The 14,620-nt window shown below is 44.3% G+C and carries 17 protein-coding genes; 4 read left to right on the top strand and 13 right to left on the bottom strand.

Annotated elements, in window-relative coordinates; genetic code table 11:
* Positions 1-35: 35 nt before the first annotated feature.
* The 8 genes from GT674_RS04405 to upp form a co-directional block, all read right to left on the bottom strand.
* The gene (locus tag GT674_RS04405) at positions 36-1,004 is read right to left on the bottom strand and encodes a biotin--[acetyl-CoA-carboxylase] ligase (RefSeq protein ID WP_161284617.1); all 969 of its coding nucleotides are present in this window, start codon (positions 1,002-1,004) and stop codon (positions 36-38) included.
* On the bottom strand, positions 988-1,998 hold the full coding sequence (locus GT674_RS04400) for a helix-turn-helix transcriptional regulator (RefSeq protein WP_161284616.1): 1,011 nt from the start codon (positions 1,996-1,998) through the stop codon (positions 988-990). The genes GT674_RS04405 and GT674_RS04400 overlap by 17 nt, the downstream gene beginning before the upstream one ends.
* A gap of 28 nt (positions 1,999-2,026) precedes the next feature.
* Positions 2,027-2,269: a hypothetical protein gene (locus GT674_RS04395; protein WP_161284615.1), complete on the bottom strand. Its 243-nt coding sequence runs from the start codon at positions 2,267-2,269 to the stop codon at positions 2,027-2,029.
* Between the two features lie 149 nt (positions 2,270-2,418).
* Positions 2,419-2,877, bottom strand: coding sequence for a metallophosphoesterase family protein (locus GT674_RS04390; RefSeq protein WP_161284614.1), 459 nt, complete (start codon positions 2,875-2,877; stop codon positions 2,419-2,421).
* 63 nt (positions 2,878-2,940) lie between these two features.
* Positions 2,941-3,414 (bottom strand): acyl-CoA thioesterase, encoded by a 474-nt coding sequence (locus tag GT674_RS04385; protein ID WP_161284613.1) that lies wholly within the window; start codon positions 3,412-3,414, stop codon positions 2,941-2,943.
* A gap of 21 nt (positions 3,415-3,435) precedes the next feature.
* Positions 3,436-4,353 carry a ketopantoate reductase family protein gene (locus tag GT674_RS04380; RefSeq protein ID WP_161284612.1) on the bottom strand — a complete coding sequence of 306 codons (918 nt, stop codon included), beginning with the start codon at positions 4,351-4,353 and terminating at the stop codon, positions 3,436-3,438.
* 105 nt (positions 4,354-4,458) lie between these two features.
* A complete protein-coding gene (locus tag GT674_RS04375) occupies positions 4,459-5,091 on the bottom strand; it encodes an endonuclease III domain-containing protein (RefSeq protein ID WP_161284611.1) in 633 nt (210 codons plus the stop codon).
* A 15-nt stretch (positions 5,092-5,106) separates the two neighbouring features.
* A complete protein-coding gene (gene upp / locus GT674_RS04370) occupies positions 5,107-5,736 on the bottom strand; it encodes a uracil phosphoribosyltransferase (RefSeq protein ID WP_161284610.1) in 630 nt (209 codons plus the stop codon).
* Between the two features lie 185 nt (positions 5,737-5,921).
* Between upp and GT674_RS04365 the strand changes: the two genes are divergently transcribed.
* The 3 genes from GT674_RS04365 to GT674_RS04355 all read left to right on the top strand — a co-directional run bounded on the left by GT674_RS04365 (position 5,922) and on the right by GT674_RS04355 (position 9,079).
* Complete coding sequence (locus tag GT674_RS04365) at positions 5,922-6,257, top strand: hypothetical protein (protein WP_161284609.1); 336 nt, start codon at positions 5,922-5,924, stop codon at positions 6,255-6,257.
* Between the two features lie 66 nt (positions 6,258-6,323).
* Complete coding sequence (locus GT674_RS04360; RefSeq protein ID WP_161284608.1) at positions 6,324-7,550, top strand: vWA domain-containing protein; 1,227 nt, start codon at positions 6,324-6,326, stop codon at positions 7,548-7,550.
* 23 nt (positions 7,551-7,573) lie between these two features.
* Positions 7,574-9,079 (top strand): ATP-binding protein, encoded by a 1,506-nt coding sequence (locus tag GT674_RS04355; protein ID WP_161284607.1) that lies wholly within the window; start codon positions 7,574-7,576, stop codon positions 9,077-9,079.
* Between the two features lie 62 nt (positions 9,080-9,141).
* Here GT674_RS04355 and GT674_RS04350 read toward each other — a convergent pair whose 3' ends face one another.
* From GT674_RS04350 to GT674_RS04335, 4 genes are all read right to left on the bottom strand, one after another.
* A complete protein-coding gene (locus GT674_RS04350; protein ID WP_161284606.1) occupies positions 9,142-10,332 on the bottom strand; it encodes a CDP-alcohol phosphatidyltransferase family protein in 1,191 nt (396 codons plus the stop codon).
* Between the two features lie 288 nt (positions 10,333-10,620).
* Positions 10,621-11,700, bottom strand: coding sequence for a DnaJ C-terminal domain-containing protein (locus tag GT674_RS04345; RefSeq protein ID WP_161284605.1), 1,080 nt, complete (start codon positions 11,698-11,700; stop codon positions 10,621-10,623).
* A 157-nt stretch (positions 11,701-11,857) separates the two neighbouring features.
* Positions 11,858-12,163 carry a hypothetical protein gene (locus GT674_RS04340; protein ID WP_161284604.1) on the bottom strand — a complete coding sequence of 102 codons (306 nt, stop codon included), beginning with the start codon at positions 12,161-12,163 and terminating at the stop codon, positions 11,858-11,860.
* 242 nt (positions 12,164-12,405) lie between these two features.
* Positions 12,406-12,972: a hypothetical protein gene (locus GT674_RS04335; protein WP_161284603.1), complete on the bottom strand. Its 567-nt coding sequence runs from the start codon at positions 12,970-12,972 to the stop codon at positions 12,406-12,408.
* Positions 12,973-13,212: 240 nt separating this feature from the next.
* On the opposite strand from GT674_RS04335, the gene GT674_RS04330 reads away from it, so the two are divergent.
* Positions 13,213-14,241: a hypothetical protein gene (locus GT674_RS04330; protein WP_161284602.1), complete on the top strand. Its 1,029-nt coding sequence runs from the start codon at positions 13,213-13,215 to the stop codon at positions 14,239-14,241.
* 106 nt (positions 14,242-14,347) lie between these two features.
* On the opposite strand, the gene GT674_RS04325 is transcribed toward GT674_RS04330, so the two are convergent.
* Positions 14,348-14,620 (bottom strand): zinc ribbon domain-containing protein (locus GT674_RS04325; protein WP_161284601.1); only part of this gene is annotated, 273 nt, incomplete at its 5' end.

The raw sequence follows: 14,620 nt of genomic DNA, 5'->3' as shown, positions 1-14,620 counted from the left end.
TTTATACATTTTGCATAATTATATTAAATATAACTTCATATTATAAGTGATATTTCTCCATAAGATAAGACCGAAAATGAGCCGTCTGCTTCCTGTACTCTGAGCCTTCCATCCGGACAGATTTCCAGGGCCTTCGCCTCACGTATTTCCTGCCCGTCCACGATCCGGACCTCTCTTCCGGGGACAAGATTTTGCTGTATATATTCAGGCGGAAGCCGTAGTTCCCTGGTCTCTTCAAGCAGAGAATTGATGATCTCTGCTGCCAGCCGGTTGCGGTCCAGTTCTGCTGCTGCCTCCCTGTCCTTATAAAGTGCTCCTGCAATCCCCTTTAGTTCAGATGGATATCCCTCAGCTGCTTCATACAGGTTCAGACCGATCCCCACCACTGCAAAATCAATCTCCCCACTCTCAAAATCTGTGACAGCCTCTGTCAGAATGCCACAGACCTTCCTATCATGATAATAAAGATCGTTGACCCATTTAATATCAAGAGAGATTCCCGTTACCCTGAGAACCGCCTTGTAGACCGCCACAGCTGCCTCTGCGGTGAGAAGAAGGCTCTCCCTTAAACTTCCCTGTGGTTTAAGGATCACACTCAGATACAGCCCTGCCTCCTCCGGAGAATAAAAGCTTCTGCCTCTCCTTCCCCGCCCTGCAGTCTGCTTTCCTGCTACCACACAGCCTCCATGACCGGCAGTTCCTGTCACTGCCGCTTCTTTCGCCGCACGATTCGTAGAATCTGTTTCCCGATATACCTTCAAATAAACTTCTGGTGAAACTAAAAAAGGCCGTATTGCCTCAACGGAAAGACGATGACTGTCCTTCACCAGCATATAGCCCTTATTCTGTCCTGCTTCTATTGTATATCCTTCTTCCCTGAGAGCCTTCACTGCCTTCCAGATGGCCGCTCTGGTACAGTGAAGTTCCTCAGCAAGTTTCTCGCCAGAGAGAGTTTCTCCTTTCTGCTGTTCTAATATTCCTAAAAGTTTAGATTTTACCGTCATATTTTTCTCCATAATTTCTAAGAGTTTTTTTAAGAAATGCGACATATTCCCTGCGGATATTATCCGGTGATACGATCACAGCTCCGCTGCCAAGTCCTGCAAGCCAGCCAAAAAACTGTGTACCAACCTTGATCTGTGCCTGCATGGAAAAATGCTTCTCATCCTTGGGGATCAGCATAACATCCCGTCCGAAATGATCCAGCACAGTCCCTACAAACTGATTCTCAAACTCCATCCGCACACTTCTCTCCATGCCTCCGAACATTCCAAAGGTACCGGAAGAAAATTTCCCAAGATCAAAATCTCTGAAAATATTACCGCCGTTTCTCTTCTGTTTCTCAATGACCTCCACATGCATCATCTTATCCACCCGGTAATGCTTCAACACTCCACTGTTCTCATCCAGACAGAGAAGATAATAATTCTCATTCTTCCAGATCATCTTCCACGGGCTTACCTGATACCATTCACCGTTCTTCCTGGGCTTCAGCTCCCTGGACAGAGTCCATTCATAGTAGTGGAACCGAATCTGCCGATTATTCGATATCCCCTCATAGATGGTCTGGATATTGCTGTAAATCTCCTCGTTGACTGTCTTATTGCCTGGCTCGATAAAAAGCTGCTCCCGAAGCTTCTTGGCCGCTTCCGGGACAACAAGACTCTCCAGTTTGCGCAGCAGTTCTCTGGATTTCTTCTGTGTTACAAATCTCGAAGACTGCACTGCATCCATAAGAAACTTCACTTCCGGAAGCTGAAATTTACGGTTTGCTATATAAAATCCACCAACCTTCCCACGGCGGTTGCGGATATCAAGTCCGTAGATTCTCAGTGCCTCGATATCATCGTAGATCGTCTTGCGCTCCACACTGATCCCGTACCCTCTGAGATACTGTGCCATGTCCTTCGCAGTTATGGGATGCTCCTCATCTGTCCGCTCCAGCAATACATCCATCAGGTATAATATTTTGAGTTTCTGGTTAAATGATTTCGGCATGTAATATAATATCCTTTTAATTCTGCTTTTATTTATCGGTCAGTGCTGCCACTACACCGGAATATACTACCACAAAAGCCAGTGCCATCGCAATCCAGTCAGCAGAATGCACATCAATCTTCATGACCATGGCACCCAGGATCATGATCTCCACCGTTACCAGTATTCCGAGTATCATCGCCATAGCATTGGAAAATTTCTTCCTCTCCGTATGATTCTCTCTGTTCTCTGTCTCATAGTGTCTCTTTGCTGTTTCTGCTGTGTTCATCATAGTAAAATCCCCTTTATATCGTATTATGGTCCGAGAGTTCCGAATATTTGTTCTGAACATATTTTCCGAACATCTTTTCGATATAAAGAGTATCTCATATTAAATGTCCAATAAAACGGGATGAACTTAAATTTCCGAATATATGTTTGCTATTTATCTGCGAACACAATTTTATCTACCTGATATGTGCCATTTTCGACTGTCATAACTGCCATTGAGATGTCCTGCCCGAAACGGCTTCTTCCGCAGCTTCCCGGATTCAGCCATAGTCTGCCATCGATCGTTTTTTCAAAATAACTATGGGTATGACCAAAAATCACGACCTGCGTGCTGCCAAGCTCCCATGCCACATCTTTTTTGTTATGTGTCATAAAGAACTCCACTCCTTCAATCCTGAAACGAAGGGTCTTTGCGATCCCGGCCGCCCATTCTCCGTCATTATTGCCCCGTACAACATAAATAGAAGCAAGACAGCGAAGTTCATCAAGAAGTTCCGGCCTGGTCACATCACCCGCATGAAGAATGCAGTCACATGTTTTGAGGATTTCCAGAATCTCCGGCCTTAACAGTCCATGCGTGTCTGAAATAATCCCGATTTTTTTTGCCATAGGATGCCTCTCCCTTTCTGTCAGAGCTGATGATCTTATGTAACTGTTCAAAGTAACGATCTATCAGTAACCTTCTATGCGTCTTTCCTTTCGGAGTGCATTGCGCTTCTGAGCTCCGAGCCACTCGGCTTTTTCAGATTCTGTCTCGACGATCAGACCGGGAACTTCTACCTTATTGTCATTTTGATCCAATGCAACCATAACCTCATAGGCACGGTTGATGACCTTACGCGTTCCGTCAGGGCTTTCTACATAGGTATCGATCCGTACTTCCATGGAGGTTCGGCCGACATAAGTCAGCTTCCCGATCAGAACCACGGTATCTCCCAGATAGGCTCCTGCCTTAAAATTCAGATTATCCACGCAGGCAGTCGTCACGATCGTCCCTGCATGTCTGTACGCTACGATCCCCGCCATCTCATCGATCCACTGCATCAGAACGCCGCCAAAAAGTCTGCCGTAACCGTTGATATGCTTATTCATGATGAGATAGGTATTCTCCGTGCGGGAATCCTCCATGTGCTTCATCTTTCTCATAATTTTTCTCTTTTCTTATAACTATAATCCCTGTTTCTGAAACTGTACAGCTGCTTTTTCATATTCCGACATCGGCACGCCATATTCTCTGCCCATGCGCACGACTTCATATACAAGTCCATCAATCTCAGACTGCTTTCCGGCCATAACATCTCTCTGCATGGATGTTGTGGATTCCGGTGCGAGATTTGAAAGAATCTTGAGGTTTCGTTCCACAAGGTCTTCTTCAAATTCAATTCCCATTGCATGGGACAAATTAACGATTTCACGCATCAGTTCGCAGATCATCTCACGTTTCTCGCCTTCCTGCTGAAAATCAACTGCCGTGGCATTGTAATATAAACCTGCTGTTCCGATCGGTGATACATAGGAAAACTTCACCATCGCATCTCTGCGGATATCCGGTGAGAGAATCACTTCCAGATTTTCGGATAACATATCCCGTGCAATCGCTCTCATGCTTTCGGTTTCTTCAGAAGGAGTCCGCGCACCAAAAACAACCCGAAGGATCCTGCCATGGCGAAGGATCACTCCCGGCTCCTCGATTGCCGCTGATACATAGATGCATCCATCCGGTACGGTGAGATCTGGAAATTCTTTCTGTAATCTGCCGCCGGTTCCATAAATATTCAGGATTGGAAGAACTACTGTCTCCGGACCGGCAATCCTGCGGATATCCGGGATCAGATCCGTCAGGGAATAGCCCTTGACACACACCAGGATCACGTCCGGCTGCTCTGTGTATTCTTCCATCCGGCATGCTTTGACAGGAATGGTCTCTTCTTTTCCATCCCAGAGCTGTCTCATGGTAAGCCCCTGTTTCTGCATCGCCTCAAGATGGTAGCCTCTCGCGATCAGAGTTACATCCTTTCCTGCTTCTGTAAGATAAAATCCAAGAGTCCCTCCGGTTCCTCCTGCCCCGATGATTGCGTATTTCACACCAGATTCCTCCTTTAAATTCTGTCGTATTTACTTTCAAAACAGGCCCCTCGTCATATGAGGAGCCTGAAGTATTCATGAAGCACTTCCGCGCTTCTTCTAATATCAAATATTTTTCTGGCAGATATCCTCCAGACAACATTTGTCACAATATGGCTTCGTCCGTGCCGTACAGACTTCACGCCCATGATAGACAAGGCGATGGCAAAAGTCACTTCCCTCTTCCGGAGGAATAATCTTCCATAACGCCATTTCCACCTTCTTCGGATCCTTGATTCCGTCAACCAGACCGATTCTGTTACACAGACGAATGCAATGTGTATCCGTCACAATTGCCGGCTTGCCAAAAACATCCCCCATGATCAGATTCGCACTTTTGCGTCCCACCCCCGGAAGCTTCAGAAGCTCCTCAAAGGTTGTCGGGATATTGTCATTGTAGTTCTCGTGAAGAATCCTCATGCATGCACTGATGTCCCTTGCTTTGCTCCTGCCAAGGCCACACGGACGGACGATCGCCTCAATCTCCTCCGGTTCTGCCTTTGCCAGAGATGCCACATCCGGATACTTTGCATAAAGATCCTCCACAACCACATTCACTCTTGCATCCGTACACTGGGCAGCCAGTCTCACACTCACAAGCAGTTTCCATGCCTGGTCATAGTCCAGCGTACATCCTGCATCCGGATATTCTTTCTTAAGTCTGTCGATCACTTCCAGTGCCAGTTCTTCCTTTGTCATTTCTCACACCTCAGCCTAAAAAGTACCGAAAATACGGTCGCCGGCATCTCCAAGACCCGGACAGATATATGCGTGATCATTCAGCTCACGGTCCAGATGTCCCACATAGATCTGTACATCCGGATGTTCTCTGTGAAGACGCTCCAATCCTTCCGGTGCTGCAATAACAAACATACATTTGATTTTTTTGCCGCCATGCTGCTTGATCATTCTGACAGCATCTACCGCAGATCCTCCAGTTGCGAGCATCGGATCCGTCACAATGATCTGTCTCTGTTCGATCCGATCCGGCAGCTTACAGAAATATTCATGCGGTTCATGGGTCTCCGGATCTCTATAAAGCCCGATATGACCGATCTTTGCAAAAGGAACCAGTGTGGTAATGCCATTCACCATACCAAGACCTGCACGAAGTACCGGTACGATCGCCAGCTTCTCACCTGCGATCATAGGTGACATACAGGTTTCGATCGGTGTCTCAACCTCTACATCCTCCAGCGGAAGATCTCTCAGTGCCTCATATCCCATTAGCACCGCGATTTCCTCAATCAGCTTACGAAATTCATTTGTCCCTGTGTTTTTGTTTCGAAGCATGGATATTTTGTGCTGGATCAGAGGATGATCCATAATAAATACATTCTCCATAGTTACCTCCAAATACGTTTTTTTGTTCGCCACTTACTTACCGAGGCAATGGCTTAAGTTGTTACTGTTCACTCCGTTCACAGCAACTTGTTTTCTATCGTGATTATACTCTATTTCTCAATCATTGACAACCATCTCAAAAGTGTTACACTTAACTTATATTTATCGCAGACAAGGAGAATTTTATGACGGATTATGAACAGGTTTTTCTATCTTCCGGGCAGGAGAAACAGAAGCTTGCCATTGCCCTGAAACGTTTTGCAGAAGTCAGCGAACCTGACTGGCAGAACCGTTACCAGAGTTATCTGCGGACAAGATTTCGTCCTGCCATGACAGAACTGATCCACAGCGGTGACCTCGAACGGATCCGGAGATTATGCAGCTTCGCTTCACTGACTGCCCCCACACTGGAACAGTTTATTCAGGAGGCTTCCGTCTCCGGTCAGACAGAAATCCTTACCTTTCTGCTCCGGTTAAAAAAAGACTCCTTCGGCTTTCATGACAGGGAGTTTTCTCTATAAAAAATAATAAGGAGACAGCACAGGAATCAGTCATCCAGGATTGACTCCCATGCCCGGTGATATCATATGGAGTCCTTTGATAAACATTCTCTCTATCAGAAAATCTGGGAGCTGACACGCGAACAGCTCTCTGTAAAATATCCATTTTTCCGGAAACTCCTGTGGGATTTTTCCTTTCAGGAATCTGAGGATACCCGGACCGCCGGAACAGACGGCAGCATTATCTATTTTAATCCTGATTTTGTGATACGAAGCTTTCAGAACTCCGCCACGGAACTGGAGGAGTTTTTTCTGCATATGCTGTATCACTGTCTGTTCCTTCATCCTGTCATGGATGTACCGGCAGATCCTGTACTCTGGAACCTCGCCTGCGATACTGCGGTCCAAAGAATTTTACATAATGAAAAAAAGGAATGGGATCCAATGAAAATCTATCAGGAATTTTCTGCGTCAGAAATCTCCGAACAGACAGATTCTTCCGCCTCCGCTCCCGAATCAGACCCAGTCATCCCACTGGATGACCATGCTTTCTGGAAATATGTCCACCGGGATCAGTTTCTGGAAAAAATCCACAAGACTCTCGCCGGCATGTCAGGCGCCTCCAGTCTGGGTCTGTACGGAAATGGCGGCCGGGGCAGTTCGCCCGGAAATCGAACCGAGGAGCTTTCTGTCGAAGAAAAAGGTAAATACGATTTTCATCGTTTTCTCAGACGCTTTGCCGTCCACCGGGAAGAAATCCATACAGACACCCAGAGTTTCGACTATATTCCCTATATATACGGACTGGAACACTATGGAAACATCCCCCTGATCGAATATCTGGAATATCAGGAGGTGACCCGTCTGGAAGAACTTGTCATCGCGATCGATACCTCCGGTTCCTGCTCATCTGACACGGTTCGACGTTTCATGGAAGAAACCTATGGAATCCTCAGTGACCAGGAGAATTTTTTCTGCAAAATGAACCTCTATATCATACAATGTGACTGCTTTGTACAGGACGTGGCACACATTATCTGCGAAAAAGACTGGAAGGATTATCTCAAAAATCTCAGAATCCACGGACGCAGCGGAACCGATTTCCGACCTGTTTTTGACTATATAGAAAAGCTTCGCAGCGAGAGGAAACTGAAAAACCTCAAAGGTCTTCTCTACTTCACAGACGGCGACGGAATCTACCCGGAAAAGCCCACCGATTATGAGACTGCTTTTGTTTTTTACAAAGAAAAAGCCCTGCACCAGAAGGTTCCCGCATGGGCTGTAAGATTATACCTTGATACCGAAAAATCCTGAATCTCCGCTGAAAGGGTCATGTTATGAATATCAAAGAAGCCAAAGAAGAAATTCTGCATACCATACAGATCTACACCCGAAAGGATGCCCACGGACAGTATCTCATGCCCTCCGTCCGCCAGCGTCCCGTCCTTCTGATTGGTCCTCCCGGAATCGGAAAAACTGCCATCATGGAGCAGATTGCCCGTGAATGCGGCATCGGCCTCACCGCCTATACCATCACGCATCACACCCGCCAGAGTGCCGTAGGACTTCCCGTCATTGTCAAAAGAAATTATCAGGGACATGAATATTCCATCACGGAATACACTATGAGTGAAATCATTGCCTCCGTCTATGAAACCATAGAAAAAACCAGCTGTAAAGAAGGCATCCTGTTTATCGATGAGATCAACTGCGTTTCAGAAACCCTGGTTCCTACCATGCTCCAGTTTCTTCAGAATAAAACCTTCGGTACGCATCCTGTTCCTGCGGGATGGATCATCGTTGCCGCCGGAAATCCAATAGAATACAACAAATCAGCCAGAGAGTTTGATATTGTCACTCTCGACCGTGTAAAGCGGATCGATGTGGAACCGGATCTTGCCGTATGGAAGGAATATGCCTGGGCAAAAGGGATCCATCCGGCAATTCTGTCTTATTTAAGTTTACATAACGACAGATTCTACCATGTAGAAAATACTGCTTCCGGCGTACATTTTGTCACAGCACGAGGCTGGGAAGATCTGTCTTCTATCCTATATGGCTATGAAGATCTTGGGTTTTCGCCGGATGCCTCTCTGATCCTGCAGTATCTCCAGGAACCGGAAGCTGCCAGAGACTTTGCCGGCTATTATGCACTCTATGCAAAATACCGTCAGGATTACCAGATTCCACAGCTCCTCTCCGGTCGCCTGTCCGAAGAGGAATTCCAAAATCGCTGCAATCTCGTGCAGCAGGCCTCCACCGATGAAAAAATCTCTGTCGCAGGTCTCCTTCTTGATGGATGGAACAGTTTTTTCCAGAAATTCCAGAAAGAAGACCAGTTCACAACTACACTTCATGAAACACTGAAACAGATCCGCACTTCCCTGCTTCGAGGAGAGACTCTGGATGAGATCATTTTACAGCGAAAACAGGCACTGAAAGTCAGAGCGGAAAATCATCTTATCTCATCTGAAGAATACGATCAGGCCGATCAGATCACAGAAATCCTGGAAAACTGCCTGATCGAGACACGCAGAGAACGGGCTGCATCCACTGACGCTGTTCTTGATATTCTCCGGGATGCCTTAAGCGACGCCGTTGACAGCCGCAAAACCGCTGCCGCCCGCACTTCGCTTGCGCTGGAGCATGGCTATCGTTTTGCAAGCGAAGCCTTCGAGGATGGACCGGAACTGCTTTTCCTTACTTCTGATCTCGGTCATAATCCAAAAGCAGTACAGTTTATCAGCATCTTCGGATGCGAACCCTATTTTCATTACAGTGAGCAGCTGATGTTCCAGGAAAAACGAAAGTCTCTGCTTCGCGAAATCGAAAACCATTCTTAAAGCCAAAAAACGGGCAGATCCCCTTGTTATATCCAGGGATTTGCCCGTTTATCATTTATAAATCATATCCAGTCTCTGCCATCAGAATTTCTGCGAATCTTCGGTCCCATCAGACCATTTTTGCGCTCCAGTATCTGACGAAATTCAGATGCATACATCGCAAAGGACATTGCCATACATACCGCACATGCTCCGATCAGTACGTTTGCCGTCGAGTACGGAAGTCTCACTCCCGCCGTCAGAACCATGACAACCACATAAGAAACCGCAGTATTCAGCTTTCCATGCCACTGTGCTTCTCCTGTCGCTTCTGTCTCCATCATGACCTTCCAGCCCATCACAAGCATATAGGTTTCCTTCACCGCAAACAGGATCAGAACCAGCTTTACCAGCGGATAACGCGACATCAGACACGCCAGCATCACTGCCTGCATCGCCTTGTCTGCCAGCGGATCAAGGATCCTGCCGATCTTGCTGACCTGATGAAAGGCTCTCGCGATTCTTCCATCCAGAAAATCGGTCGCTGCAGCTACCATAATGATCATAGTCAGAACCGGCCTGTTTCCTCTCATTCCATGTCTCTCACAGATACCAAGGAAAAGTACTGCAAGCCCAAGTCTGATAAAACTCAGAAGATTCGGTACTGTAAGGATTTCCTTACGCGTAAAAATCTCCGCCAGTTTCTCTTGTCGAGCCGGAATCACACGATAGAAAAGCTGATAACACAGAATATTCAGGATCAGTGCAGTCATTACATCTGAGACACAGTGCTGTTTCAAAAACATCGTTGCCAGAACAATCGAAACTGTCAGGACCGTCTGAGCTGCAGTAAACAGCCTGTTTTTCCTGCATCGCTCATTCTGAAAAAGTGCTATGCAGCTTGCCACAGAGTTAAATACATGGATGCTTGGAAAAATATTCGTCGGTGTATCTATTTTGTACAGATATCGCACTGCCGAAACAAAAACTCCGCTCTCCCCGCTCAGATCCGGACGAAGATTCTGTCCGTTCGGATACACGTAGGAGACAAGGATAAAAAGAGTCATTCCCACTGCCAGAGTGCCAATATACTGATAATATTCCTTCTTGCTCGAACAGAACAGTGCAAAATAAGCGATTGTGCCAATCAGGAAAAAATACCACAGCACATATGGAATAATAAAATACGGGCAGAATGGAATCCTGTCATCTGCCAGGGAATGGATGATATGTATCCTCGCTTCACTTTTCTCTACAAGCGTAAAGGACAACATATAAAAAACTCCATACAACGGAATCATCCATAAATGTTTTGATTTCTTCAGATAATCCAAAATATCACCTTTCCAAAAACGCTGGCCTGTGCCAGGAGATAATTTTCAGTCACTTAGTTCTCGTTTCATTTATCTGTAGGTAATAATATACCCATTCACAAGATTTAATCAATCCACAAAATACCCAAAATAAATGATTTTACAAAAAATTCACCATCTCTTTGCATAAAGATAAGATAAAAATAAGAAATTCTTTTGTTTTCTTCGGACGCAAAAGAGGAAGTGCTTTTATGCTGCACTTCCTCTCTTCCTCTGTGTATCCTTACACAAGACCTGCTGGAATTCTCTCAGCTTCTCCTTTGCCTCAGGACTTAAATTCTGCGGTACCTGAATCTGTACGGTCACGTACTGATCTCCATGTATGGCGGAATCTTTCATAGACACAATACCTTTACCTCTCAAACGGATCTTGCGTCCGGACTGTGTTCCCTCCGGAATCTTACAGATTACATCACCGTACAGAGTAGACACCTTCGCCTCACCGCCAAATACGGCTGTTGTAAATGGAATATTTGCTGTTGTGTAAATATCCATTCCTTTACGCTCAAAGCCAGGTTTCGATGTTACATTGACCTTCAGAAGAAGATCCCCTGCCGGACCGCCATTGAATCCCGGATTTCCTTTTCCTTTCAGCCGGATGCTCTTGCCATCCTCGATGCCCGCCGGGACATGTACCTTAAGTGTCTGAACCGCACCATTTCCGGATGGATCAGACAGTCTCAGCATTCTGTCACAGCCAAATGCTGCCTCCTCGAAGCTGACACTTACTTCAGACCGCAGATCACTGCCTTTCGCCTGAGCACTTCTCCCGCCGAAGCCACCTCCAAAACCGCTCTGTCTGTGGAAACTCTGACCTCCGAAGCCACTGCTCTGACTGCTGCCCTTACCGTGGAACATATTTCCAAAAATGTCTCCGAAAATATCTCCCATATCGTCCATGTTTCCATTTTCGAAATGGTATTCACGATAGCCGCCATTACCATCCTGATGAAAGTTAAAACCACCAAAACCACTGCCATCAAAACCGCCCTGGCCATGAAAGCCCTGACCTCCGCCATAAGCACCGCCGGCACCTGCACCTTCCTCAAAGGCTGCGAAGCCATACTGATCGTACAGTTTCTTCTTCTCATCATCACTTAAGATATTATATGCCTCTGTGATCTCTTTAAACTTCTGTTCCGCATTCTTATCCCCCGGGTTCATATCCGGATGATATTTCTTTGCAAGTTTTCTGTATGCTTTTTTGATTTCCTTCGCATCGGCATTCTTACCGATTCCAAGAACTTCATAATAATCTCTCTTAGCCATAACTGCCACCTCCGGTTATATTTGTATAGAAAAGAAGATGCGGTCGTAAACTCCCGCATCCCCTGCCCTTATCTTTTTGTTCTATTTGTAATATAACACTTGTTTTGCAGTATGTCAAGCGCCTCCGCCAAACAATTTTAAAAACATAAGAATCTCTTTATCCAGACACTTTGCCATATATCGACTGTCGCATAAATGATTGAATTACTTTTCCTCTATATGAAACAATGCCTATATCGCCTATTGAAATCAGCAATGTTGATGCCCGTGGATTCTTAAGTTTCAATCTTTCTCCGTTTTGGCATTCGGCAATATACCATTCAACATTTTTACTCTTTACTACTTTTCTTTTTATCTTTATGCGCTTTGTAATTAATTTTCTTCGACCACAGCCTCTCTTTATTAAATAAAATATTACCATAATAATAACTACGGCAATCAGTAATATTATAAATATATTCATAGATGACTACTCCTTTTTTACAAAATCTCTAATATTTTGTACTATCTTATCTATTTTAGAAAATTCCTGTCCGTGTTACAAGATGTGGCATAATTAGTGGACAGTTTTTTTATGGATAGTTTTTTATTTTTGAAAGAGATTTTCAATATCGTCATCTTAAAAAAATACATTTTATCTTCCTGCTTTATAATATTTTTCTTTTAAAATACTTCTTCTTTTTCCTTTTTCATAATCGCGCCGCATCAATATCCGCTTGAACGAACTGTCTTCGCATTCTTCATGTATCTGTTAATGGTCCTATTATAAGTAGAATAGCCTACTTTCCTTCCATTGATCGCATATCCACTCTTAAATTTACCATTAAAACGTTCGGCCCTTACTACTCTCGTAGCTTTGGTGCCTTTAATCTTGTAGATGTAATACTCACTTCCACCTGTATTCGCATTGCAGACCATTACAGTATGGCAGCTTCTGGAATACTTGATCGGCAGGTTGTATCCCTTTCCATATCCGATAGAACCTACCCGTACATTTTTTCTTGTTTTGGGATTGTAGGTTCGGACTTCATTGATTCCTGCTGAACTGTTATGCATGAGCAGTTCCGGGATTCCATTTCCATCGACATCTACAATCTTATAACTGCCGCGTTTGCCTCTCATGTACTTCTTGTAGCTTGATACTGCTGCATTATACTTTGATGACGCAGCCATGACCGGTACTGTCATTCCAATGCACAAAATAGCCGCCAGCAAAATACAGCACAACTGTTTTGCTTTCTTTTTCAGCACTGTCTGTTTTGTGGTTTTCATCCTCATTGCTCCTCCTTATTTTATGGTACTTTTAGTTTATCATAGCATATTGCAAATTTGTTTTTTAAAGCTGTTTTTAAATTTGTTTTTGATCTTCATACTCCGTTCCATCTCCTTCATAAATATTTTTTCCCTCTCTTTGTTCTTTTTTATATCTCGTTTATGTAAAATCACAAAATTATTAATATAATAAATAATTTCAAGAAAATTCCAACCATATCACAAGATGGGGCACAATTTGTGGACGAATTTTCTGTTACTTTTTACCAGTTTTTGTCTGATTTTCCAAACAGATCCTCTCAGCCATCCTATAATCTGGCGACTTCTGCGCCTGATTTAAAGGAGGATTTTTCTCCTAGCCAGAACTGTCTTCTGCTGAATTCCAGACAGGCAATAGATTCTTCTGTTCACCAGATTTTATTATCAGAGGCAGCCAAACCAAATGGACAGATTGCTCTTTTCCTTCAACCTGACTATCCGTTTCTGCTGCATCTGCTGTCTACGATCCAGCCTGCCGGTTCATTACAGAGCGATCATATTTTCAGTCTGAACCGTACCGCACAGTTTACAGACGCACATGAGCTTTATGAACTTTATTACCTGCGAAATCTGTTTCCGATTTATATGAATAAGCTGGATTATCATATTCATTGTTTTTATACAAATGAAATTTCACATTTGCAGAATCTCTCTGCTCTGCCATATATGATTTTGACCTCGGAATTTGCCATCACATGTTCTTCTGATTACCAGACGGGAATTCTATACCAGGATCCGGATATTCTGCAGGCATTGTGGAATCTTTTTCATTCGCATCGGGATCTTTGTCAGCCTGCCTTTCAAACTTTTCCGATTATTGCAGATGATCTGCCATCCCTTTTTCAATTTGTTGCTAATACAAGAGCTTCTGCCGATCTGATTATTTCTACTCAGCCTGAAGCATGCATTCTCCCGTTTTTACGTCTGGATTTGCTGAAAGATATTTTTAATTATGACATTCCTGGGGCAGATTCTGTTATAGCTATGGCAGACGCTTTGTTCAGCAATAATATACAGCTAGTCAATGATGGAAAATTTATTATCTATTTTACAGAATATGGAATGACCCGTTTTCTGCAAGAAGGTTTGTTTGAAGAGATTCCACCAACATTCTATCATCCGTTAAATATCGAGCAGTGCATCCGAATTCTTCGTGAAATCGCACAGTGCTGTCATAACGGTTCCTATCGAATCGTGATATGCTCCTACCACTTAAATCATAGATTTTGAAGTGGGGGCTTCTTGCTCAATGGCTCTATTGAGCCAAGTATCTACAAGCTATCCTCGCGTACCCCGCGATTTTTATAAGTCCAGATACGGACTTTTTATTGTGCTGTCATGCACATTCTGCAAAGATTCTTTTTCCCTCATTCATGAGGTTCACTGCTGCATTTACATCACGATCCATTCTGTTTCCACATTCACAGTAATACATCCTTTCAGATAAAGACAATCCTGCTTTTTTCTTTCCGCATACACTGCATATCTTACTGGATGCGAAATAACGATTTACTTTGATCAGATATTTTCCGCGTTCCTCCAGTTTATATTCCAGCATAGACAGGAACAGGCCATATCCATTATCATGTACGCCTTTTCCAAAATGAAG

The sequence above is a fragment of the Blautia sp. BIOML-A1 genome, from assembly GCF_009883055.1.
Taxonomy (GTDB): Bacteria; Bacillota; Clostridia; order Lachnospirales; family Lachnospiraceae; genus Blautia_A.
The sequence above is the reverse complement of the archived record's forward strand: the minus strand, read 5'-3'. Positions and strand labels throughout refer to the sequence as shown.

What these genes read in the sequence shown, in the direction of transcription:
- GT674_RS04350 (WP_161284606.1), bottom strand. Translation starts at nt 10,332, where the DNA reads ATGTTGTCCTTTACGCTTGTAGAGAAAAGTGAAGCGAGGATACATATC.
- upp (WP_161284610.1), bottom strand. Translation starts at nt 5,736, where the DNA reads ATGGAGAATGTATTTATTATGGATCATCCTCTGATCCAGCACAAAATA.
- GT674_RS04385 (WP_161284613.1), bottom strand. Translation starts at nt 3,414, where the DNA reads ATGAGAAAGATGAAGCACATGGAGGATTCCCGCACGGAGAATACCTAT.
- GT674_RS04365 (WP_161284609.1), top strand. Translation starts at nt 5,922, where the DNA reads ATGACGGATTATGAACAGGTTTTTCTATCTTCCGGGCAGGAGAAACAG.
- GT674_RS04400 (WP_161284616.1), bottom strand. Translation starts at nt 1,998, where the DNA reads ATGCCGAAATCATTTAACCAGAAACTCAAAATATTATACCTGATGGAT.
- GT674_RS04345 (WP_161284605.1), bottom strand. Translation starts at nt 11,700, where the DNA reads ATGGCTAAGAGAGATTATTATGAAGTTCTTGGAATCGGTAAGAATGCC.
- GT674_RS04395 (WP_161284615.1), bottom strand. Translation starts at nt 2,269, where the DNA reads ATGATGAACACAGCAGAAACAGCAAAGAGACACTATGAGACAGAGAAC.
- GT674_RS04355 (WP_161284607.1), top strand. Translation starts at nt 7,574, where the DNA reads ATGAATATCAAAGAAGCCAAAGAAGAAATTCTGCATACCATACAGATC.
- GT674_RS04360 (WP_161284608.1), top strand. Translation starts at nt 6,324, where the DNA reads ATGGAGTCCTTTGATAAACATTCTCTCTATCAGAAAATCTGGGAGCTG.
- GT674_RS04375 (WP_161284611.1), bottom strand. Translation starts at nt 5,091, where the DNA reads ATGACAAAGGAAGAACTGGCACTGGAAGTGATCGACAGACTTAAGAAA.
- GT674_RS04340 (WP_161284604.1), bottom strand. Translation starts at nt 12,163, where the DNA reads ATGAATATATTTATAATATTACTGATTGCCGTAGTTATTATTATGGTA.
- GT674_RS04390 (WP_161284614.1), bottom strand. Translation starts at nt 2,877, where the DNA reads ATGGCAAAAAAAATCGGGATTATTTCAGACACGCATGGACTGTTAAGG.
- GT674_RS04335 (WP_161284603.1), bottom strand. Translation starts at nt 12,972, where the DNA reads ATGAAAACCACAAAACAGACAGTGCTGAAAAAGAAAGCAAAACAGTTG.
- GT674_RS04405 (WP_161284617.1), bottom strand. Translation starts at nt 1,004, where the DNA reads ATGACGGTAAAATCTAAACTTTTAGGAATATTAGAACAGCAGAAAGGA.